The organism is Streptomyces sp. 8K308 (genome assembly GCF_004348315.1).
Classification (GTDB): Bacteria; Actinomycetota; Actinomycetes; order Streptomycetales; family Streptomycetaceae; genus Streptomyces.
This window is the reverse complement of record NZ_SMKC01000169.1, coordinates 1-14,565: the sequence shown is the minus strand read 5'-3', so window position 1 is coordinate 14,565 and position 14,565 is coordinate 1. Positions and strand designations below refer to the sequence as shown.

12 protein-coding genes are annotated in these 14,565 nt (G+C 73.3%); 4 read left to right on the top strand and 8 right to left on the bottom strand.

Translation table 11 applies throughout. The features are described 5' to 3' along the window. Window positions 1-162: 162 nt before the first annotated feature. Window positions 163-432: a hypothetical protein gene (locus E1265_RS21915; protein ID WP_132932518.1), complete on the bottom strand. Its 270-nt coding sequence runs from the start codon at window positions 430-432 to the stop codon at window positions 163-165. After that, window positions 429-758, bottom strand: a complete 330-nt coding sequence (locus tag E1265_RS21910; protein WP_132932516.1) for a winged helix-turn-helix domain-containing protein — start codon at window positions 756-758, stop codon at window positions 429-431. Before E1265_RS21910 ends, E1265_RS21915 begins: the two co-directional genes overlap by 4 nt. Before the next feature lie 98 nt (window positions 759-856). Between E1265_RS21910 and E1265_RS21905 the strand changes: the two genes are divergently transcribed. Continuing rightward, a complete protein-coding gene (locus E1265_RS21905; RefSeq protein ID WP_132932514.1) occupies window positions 857-2,095 on the top strand; it encodes an MFS transporter in 1,239 nt (412 codons plus the stop codon). A 50-nt stretch (window positions 2,096-2,145) separates the two neighbouring features. Here the strand turns inward: E1265_RS21905 and E1265_RS21900 are convergent, their stop codons facing one another. From E1265_RS21900 to E1265_RS21885, 5 genes are all read right to left on the bottom strand, one after another. Then, window positions 2,146-2,964, bottom strand: a complete 819-nt coding sequence (locus tag E1265_RS21900) for a serine protease (RefSeq protein WP_132932512.1) — start codon at window positions 2,962-2,964, stop codon at window positions 2,146-2,148. Window positions 2,965-3,482: 518 nt separating this feature from the next. Beyond that, complete coding sequence (locus E1265_RS37210) at window positions 3,483-3,644, bottom strand: hypothetical protein (RefSeq protein ID WP_165953834.1); 162 nt, start codon at window positions 3,642-3,644, stop codon at window positions 3,483-3,485. A gap of 120 nt (window positions 3,645-3,764) precedes the next feature. Further along, window positions 3,765-3,980 carry a hypothetical protein gene (locus E1265_RS21895; RefSeq protein WP_132932510.1) on the bottom strand — a complete coding sequence of 72 codons (216 nt, stop codon included), beginning with the start codon at window positions 3,978-3,980 and terminating at the stop codon, window positions 3,765-3,767. Between the two features lie 171 nt (window positions 3,981-4,151). After that, window positions 4,152-7,061, bottom strand: coding sequence for a BTAD domain-containing putative transcriptional regulator (locus E1265_RS21890; RefSeq protein ID WP_132932508.1), 2,910 nt, complete (start codon window positions 7,059-7,061; stop codon window positions 4,152-4,154). A 49-nt stretch (window positions 7,062-7,110) separates the two neighbouring features. Beyond that, window positions 7,111-8,640, bottom strand: a complete 1,530-nt coding sequence (locus E1265_RS21885; protein WP_132932506.1) for a CehA/McbA family metallohydrolase — start codon at window positions 8,638-8,640, stop codon at window positions 7,111-7,113. A gap of 156 nt (window positions 8,641-8,796) precedes the next feature. Here E1265_RS21885 and E1265_RS21880 point away from each other — a divergent pair, with 156 nt between their 5' ends. Together E1265_RS21880 and E1265_RS21875 are read left to right on the top strand one after the other, a co-directional pair. Continuing rightward, on the top strand, window positions 8,797-11,397 hold the full coding sequence (locus tag E1265_RS21880) for a bifunctional FO biosynthesis protein CofGH (protein WP_243741001.1): 2,601 nt from the start codon (window positions 8,797-8,799) through the stop codon (window positions 11,395-11,397). Further along, complete coding sequence (locus E1265_RS21875) at window positions 11,394-12,518, top strand: ADP-ribosylglycohydrolase family protein (RefSeq protein WP_132932502.1); 1,125 nt, start codon at window positions 11,394-11,396, stop codon at window positions 12,516-12,518. The genes E1265_RS21880 and E1265_RS21875 overlap by 4 nt, the downstream gene beginning before the upstream one ends. 137 nt (window positions 12,519-12,655) lie before the next feature. Here E1265_RS21875 and E1265_RS21870 read toward each other — a convergent pair whose 3' ends face one another. Further along, a complete protein-coding gene (locus tag E1265_RS21870) occupies window positions 12,656-13,612 on the bottom strand; it encodes a LysR family transcriptional regulator (protein ID WP_207931162.1) in 957 nt (318 codons plus the stop codon). Window positions 13,613-13,691: 79 nt separating this feature from the next. Here E1265_RS21870 and E1265_RS21865 point away from each other — a divergent pair. After that, window positions 13,692-14,565, top strand: an 874-nt coding sequence (locus E1265_RS21865; protein WP_132932498.1) for an EamA family transporter, incomplete at its 3' end; no start/stop codon positions are given.

The window sequence follows — 14,565 nt, the reverse complement described above, 5'->3', positions numbered from 1 at the left end:
GGGTGGGGGACGGACTTGCTTTCGGGCAGCATGAGCTGCTCTCCTCTTTCTCGGTGGGGTTGTTCCTGCGCAGACTCGCCTTGGGCGAGGTGGTTCGACTCCCTGTTTCCGGGCCGTCGAGTTGCAGCTCGACGGCCCGGGGTCCTTCGGGGGTTCTCGGAGTTACTCGACGTCCTTCAGGACGGTTTCGATCGCGTCCGTTCGGCTTCGCAGCTCGGAGAGCTGTCCGCCGATCTCGGCCAGGCGCTGTTCGAGGCGCTGCTGGGCCGCGACCGACTCCTCGGCGATGCTCCGGTACTCGCTCTCACGCGCCAGCCTGGCCTTCGCGCGCCGACTGGCGGCGACCTGGCAGATCGTGGTGATGACCACACCGATGACCAGGCCGAACATGCCGATGGTGCCTATGACTTCCTGCCACTCGTGCTCGTTCAACTCGATGTTCCCTTCTCGGCGGACAACGTCTCCACGACGCCCTCGATGTGCTCCGGTGTCAGATGGACCGAGAAGGCGCGCACCTCGTAGAACTTCATGGCCTTGCCGTCCGGCGACAGCTCCAACTGGGAGGAGACCAGTCCGGCCGCCTCCAACTTCTTGAGGTGGACCTGGAGCAGCGCTCGGCTGATCCCCAACTCGCGCGCCAGCTGGCTCACGTAGTTCCGCCCCTTCACGAGGGCGGCGATGACCCGGAGGCGCTGCGGGTTGGACAGGGTGGCCAGCAGCCGCACCAGTTCGTCGCCGGTCGGCGTGGGATCGCTCATGTCACCATCCAGCACATGCCAAGAAACATTAGCAGGTGCCTGGTTGTGTTGGTACGTGCTCGCGCGCAGCGGCGCGGGGCGGTGGGAATGCTGTGTGCATGGCGAAGGATCAGGGCACGGCCGCACCCGCGACAACCGTCCACTCGCGCGTCGCCGAGCCGGCGCGGCCGCCCGGCCGGGTGCTGCCGGCGCTGTGCCTGACCGAGATCACCAGTTGGGGCATCCTCTACTACGCGTTCCCCGTGCTGCTGCCCACCATCACGGCCGACACCGGCTGGTCGGGGAGCGCCTGCAACGCCGCGTTCTCCGCCGCGCTGCTGGTCTCGGCCGGCGTCGGCATCCCGGTGGGCCGGCTGATCGACCGGCGCGGGCCGCGCGCCGTGATGACCCTGGGCTCGGTGCTCGGCACGGTCGCGCTGCTCGGGCTCGCCTTCGCGCCCAACCTGGCGGTGTTCACGGTGGCCTGGCTGGCCGTCGGGGTCGCCATGGCCGGCACGCTCTACCAGCCGGCGTTCGCCGCCGTCGCCCGCTGGTGGGGGCCGCGGCGGGTGCGGGCCCTGACGGCGATCACCCTGACCGGCGGCCTGGCCTCGACCGTCTTCGCGCCGCTGACCGCCGCGCTGGCCGAGCCGCTCGGCTGGCGCGGCGCCTACCTGGTGCTGGCCGCCGTGCTCGCCGTCGTCACCGTGCCGCCGCACTTCCTGGCGCTGCGGGCCGGTTGGCCGGCGCAGCCCGAGCCGAGCGCGGCCGGCGCCGGCGGCGCGGGGGTGGCGCGCAGCCGGCCGTTCGTGCTGCTCGCCACCGCGCTCACGCTCTCCGGCTTCGCCGTGTTCGGCGTCGTCATCGCCCTGGTGCCGCTGCTCGCCGAGCGCGGCCTCTCGCCCGCCACGGCCGCCTGGGCGCTGGGCCTCGGCGGGGCCGGACAGACCCTGGGCCGCGCCCTGTACGCGACGCTGGCCCGCCGCACCGGGACCGTGGCCCGCACGGTGACCCTGATCGCGCTCGGCGGCGCGACGACGGCCGCGCTGGGCCTGGTGCCGGGACCCGCCTGGCTGCTGGTGGTGCTGTCGGTGGTCGCCGGGATGGTGCGGGGCAACGTGACGCTGCTCCAGGCGACGGCCGTGCCGGACCGCTGGGGGAGTGCGGCCTACGGGCGGCTCTCGGCGCTACTCGCCGCGCCGGTCACGGTGGTGGGGGCGCTCACGCCGTTCGCGACGGCCGCCCTGGCCGGGGCGCTCGGCGGCTATCCGCGGCTGTTCGCGTGGCTGGCCGTGCTGTCCGCGGTGGCGGCGGCGCTGGCCGCGGCGACGGGCGTGCGCGGGGCGCCGGCGAGTTGAGGAGGGGGGAAGTCGCCGGCGGCCCCGCGCGGTTCGGGGGCGGGACGTGGTCAGTCGGCGATGGTGGTGGCGATCCAGTCCTTGTGGCTGGCGACGGCCGGCAGCACGTCCGGCTCGGTCGCGCAGTCGTCACCGACGCCGCGACTGACGACGCCGACGACCTCCCAGCGGTCGTTGATCCACTGGAGCGCGGGCGAGCCCGAGTCGCCGCCGCAGTAGCCGCTCTCGGTCTCGGTGCTGGTACAGAAGTCACCCTCGCCGATGTCCCAGGGACCGCCGACGACGCAGTCCTCGGCGGGGCTGACCAGGCTGTCGAGCTGCTGGAGCCGGGTGGGCAGCGTGGTCGCGCCGTTGCTCTGGTACCCCCAGCCGATCATGCGCAGTTCGGAGCCGACCTCGGGGACGTCCTCGGCGAGGACGGCCGTGGCCTGGTCGGTGATCGGCTCGTCGAGCCGCAGCAGGGCGAGGTCGCCGATCATCTGCTCGTGGTCCGCCAGGTAGTCCGGGTGGACGACGACCTCGGACACGCCGGCCGTGCTGCCGCCCGCCGTACGGTCGTTGGAGCCGACGCGGGCGGTGAAGAGCGAGGCGTCGAGCACCTCGCCGGTGTCGCGGTCGGCGACGCAGTGCGCGGCGGTGAGGATCCACTGCTCGTCGACGAGCGAGCCGCCGCAGCGGAACCGGTACTCGCCGTTGTCCCGCAGCATGTCGATCGCCGTCATGAACGAGTAACTCTCGGTGGCGTCCCCGCCGCCGATGATCCGAGGTGAGACGTCGTCGGCGTGCGCGCCACCCTGGGTGGCGATCAGCGCCGTGGCGGCGAGAGCGGCGGTCAGCGTGGCGCGCAGCAGCCGGGGGTGTTTGCTCATGCGGGGTTTCTCCTCCTGCCGGTCCAGGGTCTGTCGCTGGGACAGCTTGCTTCAATGCCCGGGTGGGAGGCGAGAGGTGTGCGGATCTTGCCGACTAGATCACAGAGAGGTTTGCCCGCGCGACCGTCCGATTCGCAGTGAAAGTGTGGGGATGAACGGCAACGGCGCTGACGGCCCGGACGACTCCCCTCCGTGTCCTCCGAGCCGGTCAGCGCCGGCGGTGTCCGGCGCCGCCGCCGCGGCTGCCGGACGGGTCCCGGGTGGACCGCGTTTTCCCCCGAAACGCGGTCACTCCGGCGGGGTTGGGCCCTGGCGTCGCCCCCTCCGCGTCGCCTGGGCCGCCTTGCGCCGGCGCCCGTCCGGCAGCTCCCCCGTCGCTGCCGAACAGAACCCGGGACCGAGACCGACCGCGCACCCCTGTGCGGTCGAACACTTATGAGCATGACAGCTGCCAATAAACAGGCGATAAACGATTTCGCGGGGCGGGCCCGCCGGCCCGCCCCGCGCGTCGGAGCGGGTTACTCGACGGTCGCCGGGGCGGTGGTGCCCCAGGTGTCGCCGTTGGGCTCGGTCCACGGGGCCGACGCGTTCGGCCCCGCGGCCAGCGCCGGTGCCGCGGCGCCGACGAGACATGCCACCGTCGTGAGGCAGACGGCGAGGATCCTCTGAGTGCGAGTCATGTGGACTCTCCTAGTGGCTGTTCGCTCTCCCATCGAATGTGCCCGGGATTGGGCACATGAGAACCGGCCGCAGCGGCGAAGAGTCTTCGCTGCGGCCGGTCGCTTGGTGGTGGGCCCCGGCTACTTCTGGGTCGTGTCGGCCGGTTGGCTGGTGCCGTAGCTGTCGCCGAGCGGCTTCACGGACGGCTTGTTGGTCGGCTTGGTGACGGGCTCGCTCGTGCCGTAGCTGTCGTCCTCGCTGTCGACGGGCTCACTGGTGCCGTAGCTGTCCCCCAGCGGCTTGACAGTGGTGCCCTGCGCGTCCCTGGTGGCCCGCTGCTTGCTGTTCTCGGTCACGGTGTACTCCAGTCTGAAGGTGAGCGGGCGCGGGCCGTCCCCTGACTCCCCCGTGGCCAACGGACGGCCCCGCCGGCAACCGTTGCCCCCGAATGTGGCGGTTGCTGCGCCTGAGCCTCGCATGCCGAGATAAACGAACGATATATGGGGTGCCGCGCGAGGTTTGAAACCTCAGATGGTGGTGGAGCGCAGCAGGTCGCGGACCGCTTCGGCCTCCTGGCTGCCCAACTCCTCGAAGGTGGCGAGGGCCTGCTCCCAGCAGGCGTGGGCGCGGCCGGCCTGGCCGATGGTGGAGAGGGCGTGGCCGAGGAGGGTGAGGATCTCGGCGCGGCGGTAGTCGCCGCCGACGTCGCGGAGCTGGGCGAGGGCCTGCTCGGCGAGCCGGGCGGCCTCGGCCGGCTGGTCCGTGCCCAGGTGCACCTCTGCCATGCGGAAGAGGGTCATGCCCTCCCAGAGACGCTGCCGGTGCGAGGTGAAGGTGGTGAGCGCGGCGGCCAGGTGCCGCATGGCCTCCTGGTGTTGGCCGTCGGCGGCGAGGGCACGGCCCAGCGCGTACTGGCCGTTGGCCAACCGCAGGGCTGAGCCGAGCGCTTGGAGGATGTCCAGGCACTGGTAGGCGAGTTGGACGGCCTCGGCGGTGCGGCCGAGGTTGAGGCAGCTGCGGGACAGGTTGGCCAGGGCGCTCGCCTCGCCGGGCCGGTCCTGGTACTCGCGGAAGGCCTCGAGCGCCTGGAGGACGTAGCCCTCCGCGTCCGCCCCCCGGCCCAGGTAACCGGCGGCGATGCCGCGAAGGTTGGCGCCCTGGGCGCGGATGGTGGGGTCCTCGGCGGCGATGCCGAGCAGCCAGGCGCGCTGGGCGTGCGCGTCGGACGACTCGAAGCGGCCGGCGTGGTTGTCCGCCTGGGCGAGGGCGACCCGCACGCGCCCCTCGGTGCGCGGGTCCTCGACCTCCTGGGCGGCGCGGAGCAGCGCCTCGGCCGCGCGCTCGTACTGGAAGGAGAACACCCCTGACTCGGACAGGTCGCACGCCATCAGCACGAGGTCGGCGCCGGTGCGCAGCCGCCCGGGATTGGTGGCCTGGCGGGCGCAGGCGAGCAGGCAGTCGGCTTCGGTGAACAGCCACTCGACGGCGGCCTCGGCCGTGTCGAAGCTCAGCCCCGGGTGGCTGGTGGGGGCCAGGTGGTTCGGCCGCCGGTCGCCTGGCCGCTCCAGGCTGTACACCCGGGCGGTGGTGGCCAGGTAGAAGTCGAGGAGCCGCAGCAGGGCCGCGTCCCGCTCGGCCGGGGGCTGTTCGTCGCGCTCGGCGCAGGCCCGGGCGAAGAGGCGGACGAGGTCGTGGAAGCGGTAGCGGCCGGGGGCGGCGGACTCCAGCAGCGAGGTGTCGACCAGGGTCTCCAGGACGCCCTCGGCGGTCTCGGGGTCCCGGTCGAGGAGCGCGGCGGCGGCGTTGAGCGAGATGTCGGGGCCGTCGGCGAGGCCGAGCAGTCGGAAGGCGCGGGCCTGCTCGGCGTCCAGCTGGCCGTAGCCGAGCTCGAAGGTGGCCTTGACGGCCTGGTCGCCGGCCTTGAGGACGTCGAGGCGGCGGCGTTCGTCGCTGAGCTTGCTGGCCAGCACCGAGACGGTCCAGGTGCGGCGGGAGGCGAGCCGGGAGGCGGCGATGCGGATGGCCAGGGGCAGGAAGCCGCACGCGGCGACGACGTCCATGGCGGCCTTGCGCTCGGCGTTGACCCGCTCGGCGCCGACGATGCGGGTGAAGAGGGTCAGGGCCTCCTCGGGGCTCATCACGTCGAGGTCGACGAGGTGGGCCCCGGCGAGGTCGACCATCCGCACCCGGCTGGTGATGAGGGTGGCGCAGTCCGGGGTGCCGGGCAGCAGGTGGCGGACCTGGGCGGCGTCGCGGGCGTTGTCGAGCAGGATCAGCACCCGCCGGCCGTCAAGCAGCGAACGGTAGTGGGCGGCGCGCTCCTGGAGGCTCTGGGGTATGGCCTCCTCGGCGGTGCCCAGCGCGCGCAGGAAGGCGCCGAGGACGGCCTTGGGGTCGGCGGGGGATGAGCCCGCGCCCTGGAGGTCGACGTAGAGCTGGCCGTCGGGGAAGTTCTCCCGGGCGGCGTGCGCGACCTGGACGGCCAGGGTGGTCTTGCCGACGCCGCCGATCCCGGCGACGGCGGAGACGACCATGACCCGCCCGCCGGCCGTGGCCAGTTGGGCGCCGAGCTCCGCGACGAAGGCGGCGCGCCCGGTGAAGTCGGGGACGGCGGCGGGGAGCTGGGCCGGGCGGACCGGGGCGGGCACCGAGGCCTGGGACTGGCCGACGTAGTTGAGGGAGGTGTCCGCGTTGAGGATCCGCTGCTGAAGCTCGGACAGCTCGGCCCGCGGCTCGACCCCCAGCTCGTTGATCAGCTTGTTGCGGGCGTCGGTGTAGACGGCGAGCGCCTCGGCCTGCCGGCCGCAGCGGTAGAGCGCCAGCATCAGCAGTTCCTGGAAGCGCTCACGCAGCGGGTTCTCGGTGGTCAGCGCTGTCAACTCCGCGACGGACTCCGCGTGTAGACCTGCCTGGAGGCCCACGTCGAGCCGCTGCTCGAGCAGGCCGAGCCGCTGCTCGGCCAGGCGCGTGCGCTGCAACTCGGCCTCCGGCCCAGGCACGCTGCCCAGCGCCTCGCCGTCCCACAGGTCGAGCGCCTGGCCGTACAGCTCGTGGGCCCGGTTCAGCTCGCCGGCCGCCACGGCCTTCTCGGCCGCGGCGGTCAGCCTGGCGAGCACGGTCACGTCCAACTCGTCCTCGGTGCCGAGCCGGATGGCGTAGCCGCCGAACTCGCTCACCCACACGTCGGTGCGCGCGCCCAGCAGCTTGCGCAGCCGGGAGGCGTAGGTGCGGACCGTGGCCACGGCGTGCGAGGGCGGCTCCTCGCCCCACAGCGCGTTGACGAGCTCGTGGGCAGTGACCGTGCGACCGTGACGCAGCAGCAGTGTGGCGATCATGGCCCGCAGTTGAGGGGAACCCGCGGGCAGCTCCCGTTCGCCCTGCCGGACGCGGACGGGCCCGAGCACGGAGAAGTACAGGGTCCCCTCACCAACGGTCATGGTGTCCTCTGCCTCTTACCTCATTAACGTATGGGGCGAACGTTGGAGTCTATCGGCCTGAACTGCCCCCGAGGAAGACCGGATTGCTCATCGCGGCCATCGCCCCGGGCAGCCCGGACGCACCGCCGTCGGCCGGTCGGTGACGTACCTCGGCCCGAACATAGGCCACCAGTGAGACGGTTGTCTTCCAGGTGAGGGTCCCCGAATTGATGTCCGACGAAAGCTGCGTCGAACGCATGAGGCCCTGATCCGTGATCAGTCGCAGCACCCCGCCAGGAACGCCGGACGCGTCGAGACGGACGGTGACCCGGCGCTCCGGCGGGGCGTCCAGGCGCTCCCCGACGCCGACCCGCTGGCCGCGCTCGTCGGTCACGGTCAGGTCCAGCGTGACCGACGAGGACTCGGCGAGGTAGCTCCGGCCTGCCGCGATGGCGGCCAGGATGGACCGGCGGTCCAGACCGTCGGCCAGCACCACGGTCTGGGCGAGGCCCACCGGCTGCGGCTCGCGGTGCGCGTCGCTGTTGCCCATCGCTGGCAGCCAGTCGTCGCCGCCGCGCAGCAGCGACTCCCAACTGGCCAGCGCCAACTCCTCCTCCGCCGTCCACGCGCCATTCCACAGCTCGACGGCGTCGGCCTCGCGGAAACCGAACTTCCACGAGCAGCCGATGCACGTGGCGTGGGCGTGCGCCGGTACGACGAGTCCACCCGCCCGGTGGATACGGCGTGCGTAGCGGGGGTACGCGTCGTCGCGCGCGCGGTAGCGCCAGTCGACGAAGGTGCCGGGGTCGGTGCCGAGGGCCAGGTAGTGGCCGTTGCGGGTGGTGACCTCCTCCCCGCAGAGGATCAGCAGGTCGTCGCCGTCGAGGCCGCGGAACGCGGCGTGGGCCGAGTGGGTGTTGTGCTCGGTGGTGACGATGAAGTCGAGCCCGGCGGCGCGGGCGGCCGCGGCGAGCTCGGCCGGGGTGCGGCGCCCGTCGGAGTGCACGGTGTGCAGGTGGCAGTCGCCCCGATACCAGGCGCGACCCCGGCCGCGGGCGCGCTCGCGCGGATAGGCGGGGCGCTGGGTGGTGCCGGCCGCGCCGTACTCCAGGGTGATGGTCAGTTCGTAGTCCAGGCCCTGGGGGGCGATCGTGTAGGGGCCGAGCGCCACGTGCCAGGTGCCGGCGTTGACCGGCCCCGCCAGGTAGCCGGGGGTGGCCTCCTCGGCGCTCAGGAAGAACTCGGTGCGCGCGCCGCCCGACCAGCCCCGGAAGCCCTCGCCGCCGAGCTCGGTGCCGCGCTCGTCGAAGATCCCGATGTCCAGTGCGTTGCCCGGGGTGCCGGCCGGCACCTGCGGTCGGTCGTAGGAGTAGGAGACGGCCAGCCGCCGCACGCCGCGCGGCACCCGCACCGGGACGTACACGAAGTCGGGCGCGCCGGTGTCCAGGTGGCCGCGCACGGTGCGGGTCTCGGGCCGCGCGTCGTCGCCGGCGTGGTCGCCGGAGTCGTCGTCGGCGTTCGCGAAGTCCACGGGGGCCAGGGTAACGGCGGCCGCGCCGCCGGTGGCCGCGCCGAGTCTGAGCAGGTCACGTCGGTTCACCGCGCCCATGAGGCAACTCCGTTCACGGTTCCGGGGATTGTTCCGGGGGTTCTGGTACCGGCCACGGTCACACGTCCGGCGGGCCCCCACGTGACGTGCGGGGGAACGCCAGAGGGCTACCTGCGCGGGCGCGACCCCACTCTTATGCTCGGTGGCATGACAAGTAGCGGACAGGGCCCCACGGCCAACGCGATGCGGCGCGCGCTGCGCCGTGCCAGGGACGGGGTGGCCCTGGACGTGACCGAGGCCGCCGTGCTGTTGCAGGCGAAGGGCGAGGACCTGGAGGAGCTGGCGACCGCCGCGGCCAGGGTGCGGGACGCCGGCCTCGACGCGGCCGGCCGGCCCGGGACCATCACCTACTCCAAGGGCGTGTTCATCCCGCTCACCCGGCTGTGTCGGGACCGCTGCCACTACTGCACCTTCGTGACCGTGCCCGGCAAGCTGCGCCGCGCCGGCCACGGCATGTTCCTCTCCCCCGACGAGGTGCTGGAGATCGCCCGGCGTGGCGCCGAACTCGGCTGCAAAGAGGCACTGTTCACGCTGGGCGACAAGCCCGAGGACCGCTGGCCCGAGGCCCGCGAGTGGCTGGACGCGGCCGGCTACGACTCGACGCTCGACTACGTGCGCGCCATGGCGGTGCGGGTGCTCGAGGAGACGGGACTGCTGCCGCACCTCAACCCCGGGGTGCTGAGCTGGACGGACTTCCAGCGGCTCAAGCCGGTGTCCGCCTCGATGGGCATGATGCTGGAGACCACCGCCACCCGGCTGTGGTCGGAGCCCGGCGGCCCGCACCACGGCTCGCCCGACAAGGAGCCGGCCGTGCGGCTGCGCGTGCTGGAGGACGCGGGCCGCTCCAGCGTGCCCTTCACCAGCGGCCTGCTGATCGGGATCGGCGAGACCCACGAGGAGCGCGCCGAGTCGCTGTTCGCGCTGCGCCGGGTGTCCCGCGCCTACCGGGGCATCCAGGAAGTGATCATGCAGAACTTCCGCGCCAAGCCGGACACCGCGATGCGCGGCATGCCGGACGCGGAGCTGGCCGAACTGGCCGCCACCGTGGCCGTGGCCCGGCTGCTGCTCGGCCCGACCGCCCGCATCCAGGCGCCGCCGAACCTCGTCGACGGCGAGTTCGACCTGCTGATCCGCTGCGGCATCGACGACTGGGGCGGGGTCTCGCCGCTCACCATCGACCACGTGAACCCGGAGCGACCCTGGCCGCAGATCGAGGAGCTGGCCAGGCGCACCGCGGCCGCCGGCTTCCGCCTGCGCGAACGGCTGCCGATCTACCCGGAGTTCGTGCGGCGCGGCGAGCCCTGGCTCGACCCCAGGATCCTGCCGCACGTCACCGCGCTCGCCGAGCCGGAGACCGGCCTCGCCCGCGAGGACGCCATCCCGCGCGGCCTGCCCTGGCAGGAGCCCGACGAGCCGCTGACCGCGGCCGGCCGCACCGACCTGCACCGCACCATCGACACCGCGGGCCGCACCGGCGACCGCCGGGCGGACTTCGACGAGGTCTACGGCGACTGGGCGGAACTGGCCGAACTGGCCGCGCCCGGCATGGCGGTCGAGCGCATCGAGGGCGACGCGCGGGCCGCGCTCGGCCAGGCCGCCGACGACCCGACCCGGCTGACCGACGAGCAGGCCCTCGTCCTGCTGCACGCCGAGGGCCCGGCGCTCGACGCGCTGTGCCGGATCGCCGACGAGTTGCGCCGCGCCGTGGTGGGCGACGAGGTGACGTACATCGTCACCCGCAACATCAACTTCACCAACGTCTGCTACACCGGCTGCCGGTTCTGCGCCTTCGCGCAGCGCCGCACCGACGCCGACGCGTACACGCTGTCGGTGGCCCAGGTCGCCGAGCGCGCCGCGCAGGCGTGGGAGGTGGGCGCGGTCGAGGTGTGCATGCAGGGCGGCATCCACCCGGACCTGCCGGGCACCGCCTACTTCGACATCGCGCGGGCGGTGAAGGAGCGGGTGCCGGACATCCACGTGCACGCCTTCTCGCCGATGGAGGTCGTCAACGGCGCGGCCCGCACCGGGCTCTCGATCCGGGAGTGGCTGGTCGCGGCGCGCGAGGCGGGGCTCGACACCATCCCGGGCACGGCCGCCGAGATCCTCGACGACGAGGTCCGCTGGGTGCTCACCAAGGGCAAGCTGCCGGCCGACACCTGGATCGAGGTCGTCACCACCGCCCACGAGTTGGGCATCAGGTCGTCCTCCACGATGATGTACGGCCACGTGGACCAGCCCCGGCACTGGCTCGGCCATCTGCGCACCCTGGCCAGGATCCAGCGGGAGAACGAGGAGAAGGGGGTCGCCGGCTTCACGGAGTTCGTCACCCTGCCGTTCATCCACACCAACGCGCCGGTGTACCTGGCCGGCATCGCCCGCCCCGGGCCGACTCACCGGGACAACCGGGCGGTGACCGCGATGGCCAGGCTGCTGCTGCACCCGCACATCACCAACATCCAGACAAGCTGGGTGAAGTTGGGCACCGAGGGCGCGGCCGAGATGCTGCGCTCGGGCGCCAACGACCTGGGGGGCACGCTGATGGAGGAGACCATCTCCCGGATGGCCGGCTCCTCCTACGGCTCCTACCGCTCGGTCGCCGAGCTGAAGGCCATCGCGGACTCGATCGGCCGTCCCACCAGGCCGCGCACCACCACCTACGGCGAGGTGCCGGCCGAGCGGGTGGCGGCCGCCGAGGCGGCGGACGGCAAACTGCCGAGACTGCTCCCGGTGCTCGGCGGTGAGGGGTGAGCGTGCCGACCGGTGGTGCGCTGTGGGGGAGGGCCGACCAGCAGGACTTCCGCAGCCGGGTGCGCGGCTGCCTGCTTGGCGGTGCCATCGGGGACGCGCTGGGAGCGGGCATCGAGTTCGACTCCCTGGAGCGCATCAGGGAGCAGCACGGCCAGGACGGCGTCACCGACTACGTGCCCGCCTACGGCCGGCGCGGCGCCATCACCGACGACACGCAGATGACGATGTTCACGGTGGACGGCCTCATCAGGGCGCACGTCCGCCGGGACACCGGCGCCTGGCACCCGCCGACCGACCTGCACGCCGCCTACCGCCGCTGGTACGTCACCCAGCGCGAGTGGGGCCCGGACGAGCGGCGCGCGGAGGACGGCTGGCTGGCCCGCGAGGAGTGGCTGTACTCCCGGCGCGCCCCCGGGCGTGCCTGCCTGAGCGGGCTCGGCGACGCGAGGATGGGCACCCTCGACCGGCCCAAGAACCCGGACTCCAAGGGCTGCGGCACGGTGATGCGCTCCGCGCCCTTCGGCCTGCTGGTCGGCTGGGAGCCCCAGCTGGTCTTCCAACTCGCCGTCGAGTGCGCGGCGCAGACCCACGGCCACCCCACCGGGATGCTGGCGGCCGGGGCGTTCGCGGCGATCGTGCACGACCTGGTGCGCGGCGACGACCTGGACGCCGCGATCCAGAAGACGCTGGTGCGGCTGGCCACCCGCCCCGGGCACGAGGAGACCACGGACGCCCTGAAGCGCGCCCTCGGCGCCGTCCGGCAGGGCATGCCGAGAGCGGAACTCGTGGAGTCGCTCGGCGAGGGCTGGACGGCCGAGGAGGCGCTGTCGATCGGCGTCTACTGCGCGCTGGTGGCCCAGGACATGCGGCACGGGCTGCTGCTGGCGGTCAACCACGGCGGCGATTCGGACTCCACGGGCTCCATCTGCGGCAACCTGCTGGGGGCCTTGCACGGCGAGACGGCGCTGCCACCGGCCTGGGTGGCGGAGCTTGAGGGCCGGGAGACGCTGCTCGCGCTGGCCGACGACTTCGCGATGGAGATGACCCAGGGCCCCTTGCTGCATGGCCCCGGCGAGTCCTCCCCCGTCTGGCTGGAGCGCTACCCGCGGTCCATCGGCTGATCCGGTGCTTCGTCGTCCGGCTCGATGCCGGTGCGCTACCTGCGCGCGGTTGGCTGGTCCGGCGCGGTGGTGCGGGTGCGCTGTCCGTACGGCGTCGGCTGATCCGGTGCTTCGTCGTCCGGCTCGATGCCGGTGCGCTACCTGCGCGCGGTTGGCTGGTCCGGCGCGGTGGTGCGGGTGCGCTGTCCGTACGGCGTCGGCTGATCCGGCGCTTCGTCGTCCGGCTCGATGCCGAGGACGTCCAGGAAGGCGGTCGCCGCCGGGGTCGCGCTGAGGCGGTTCCAGACGACGTACTCGACGCGGGCCGCCGCGTCGGCGACCTTGATGGTGACGACGCCGCCGGGCAGCTGGGGCACGTAGGCGGAGGGGAGCATGGCCACGGCGAGACCGGCGGCGACGAGCCGGGCGACGTAGTCCGCGGTGTTCACCTCGAAGGCGACGTCCCGGCTGAGCCCGGCGGCCGAGAACGCCAGGTCGGACTGGGCGCGCCCGGCCGTACCCGCCGGCAGGTCCGCGAACACCTCGGAGGAGAGCCGGCGGAGGTCGACCACCGGTTCGCCGGCGAGCGGATGGTCCGGCGCGAGCACGGCGACGAGCCGGTCGCGGGCGAGCTCCCGGACGGCGACGCCCGTGGGCCGCGCCGTGGTCGGCAGCCCGAGGAAGGCCACGTCGACGGCGCCCTCCCTGACCTGCGCGACGAGGGTGTCGCTGCCGCCCACCCGTAGGCTGACGCGCACCTCCGGGTACCGCTGCCGGAAGTCGCGCAGCGCGCTCGGGACGTCGACCGCGGCGACGGTGGGGATCAGCCCCACGGCGAGCCGGCCGCGCACCTTCCCGACGGCCGCCGCGACCTCGGCGGCCGCCCGCTCGGCCGCGTCCAGGCACTGGCGGGCGGCCGGCAGGAACGCCGCGCCGGCCGGCGTGAGGCGCACCCGGCGGCTGGTGCGCTCGAAGAGCCGCGCGCCCAGCTCCTTCTCCAGCTTCGCGATCTGGTGACTGAGGGCGGACTGCACCACCAGACACCGCTCGGCGGCCCGGGTGAAGCTGTTCGTCTCGGCGACGGCGAGGACGTAGCGCAGTTGCTGGAGCTCCATGGATCCATGATGATTCGAGATCGATGAACTGACAAACATGTGTTGGACTCATCGAGCCTGCTCGAACAAGAGTCGGGGCATGACAAGTGATCTACCTCGGACCGCGCTCACGGCGCTCGCCCCCTCGGTGTGGGGCACGACGTACGTCGTCACCACGGAGCTGCTGCCGGCCGGCCACCCCCTCTTCGCCGGGCTGCTGCGCGCGCTGCCGGCTGGCCTGATCGCGCTGGCGATCACCCGGACGCTGCCGCGCGGGGCCTGGTGGGGGAAGGCCGCGGTGCTCGGCGTGCTCAACATCGGACTCTTCCTCCCTCTCCTGTTCCTCACCGCCGAGCGCTTGCCGGGCGGCGTCGCCGCGACCCTGGCGGCGGCCCAGCCGCTCGTCGTCGCCGGTCTGGCGGTGACCGTGCTCCGCGAGCGGCTGTCCGCCTGGCGGCTGCTCTGGGGGGTGACGGGCGTCGTCGGCGTCGGCCTGGTGGTGATCGGCCCCGACGCGGCACTCGACGCCGTCGGCATCGCGGCCGGCCTCGCCGGCGCGGTCACCATGGGGCTCGGGGTGACGCTCACCAAGCGCTGGGGACGCCCCGCCGGGGTCGGCCCCATGGCCTTCGCCGGCTGGCAGCTCGCCGCGGGCGGACTCTTCCTGGCGCCCGTGACCTTCCTCGCCGAGGGCCCGCCCCCGGCCGTCGACGCGCCCGCCGCACTCGGCTACCTCTGGCTCGGCCTGGTGGGCGGCCTGATCACCTACACCCTGTGGTTCCGGGGCGTCACCACCCTCCCCGTCACCTCCGTCGCCGTCCTCGGCCTGCTCTCGCCGCTGGTCGCCGCCGTCCTGGGCGCCGCCCTGCTCGGCGAGACCCTAGGCCTCGTCCAACTCGCCGGCTTCGGGCTCTCCCTCGCCGCCATCGTCGCGGGACAGCTCCCCGCGCCCACCCGCGCCCCTCTGACCTGTC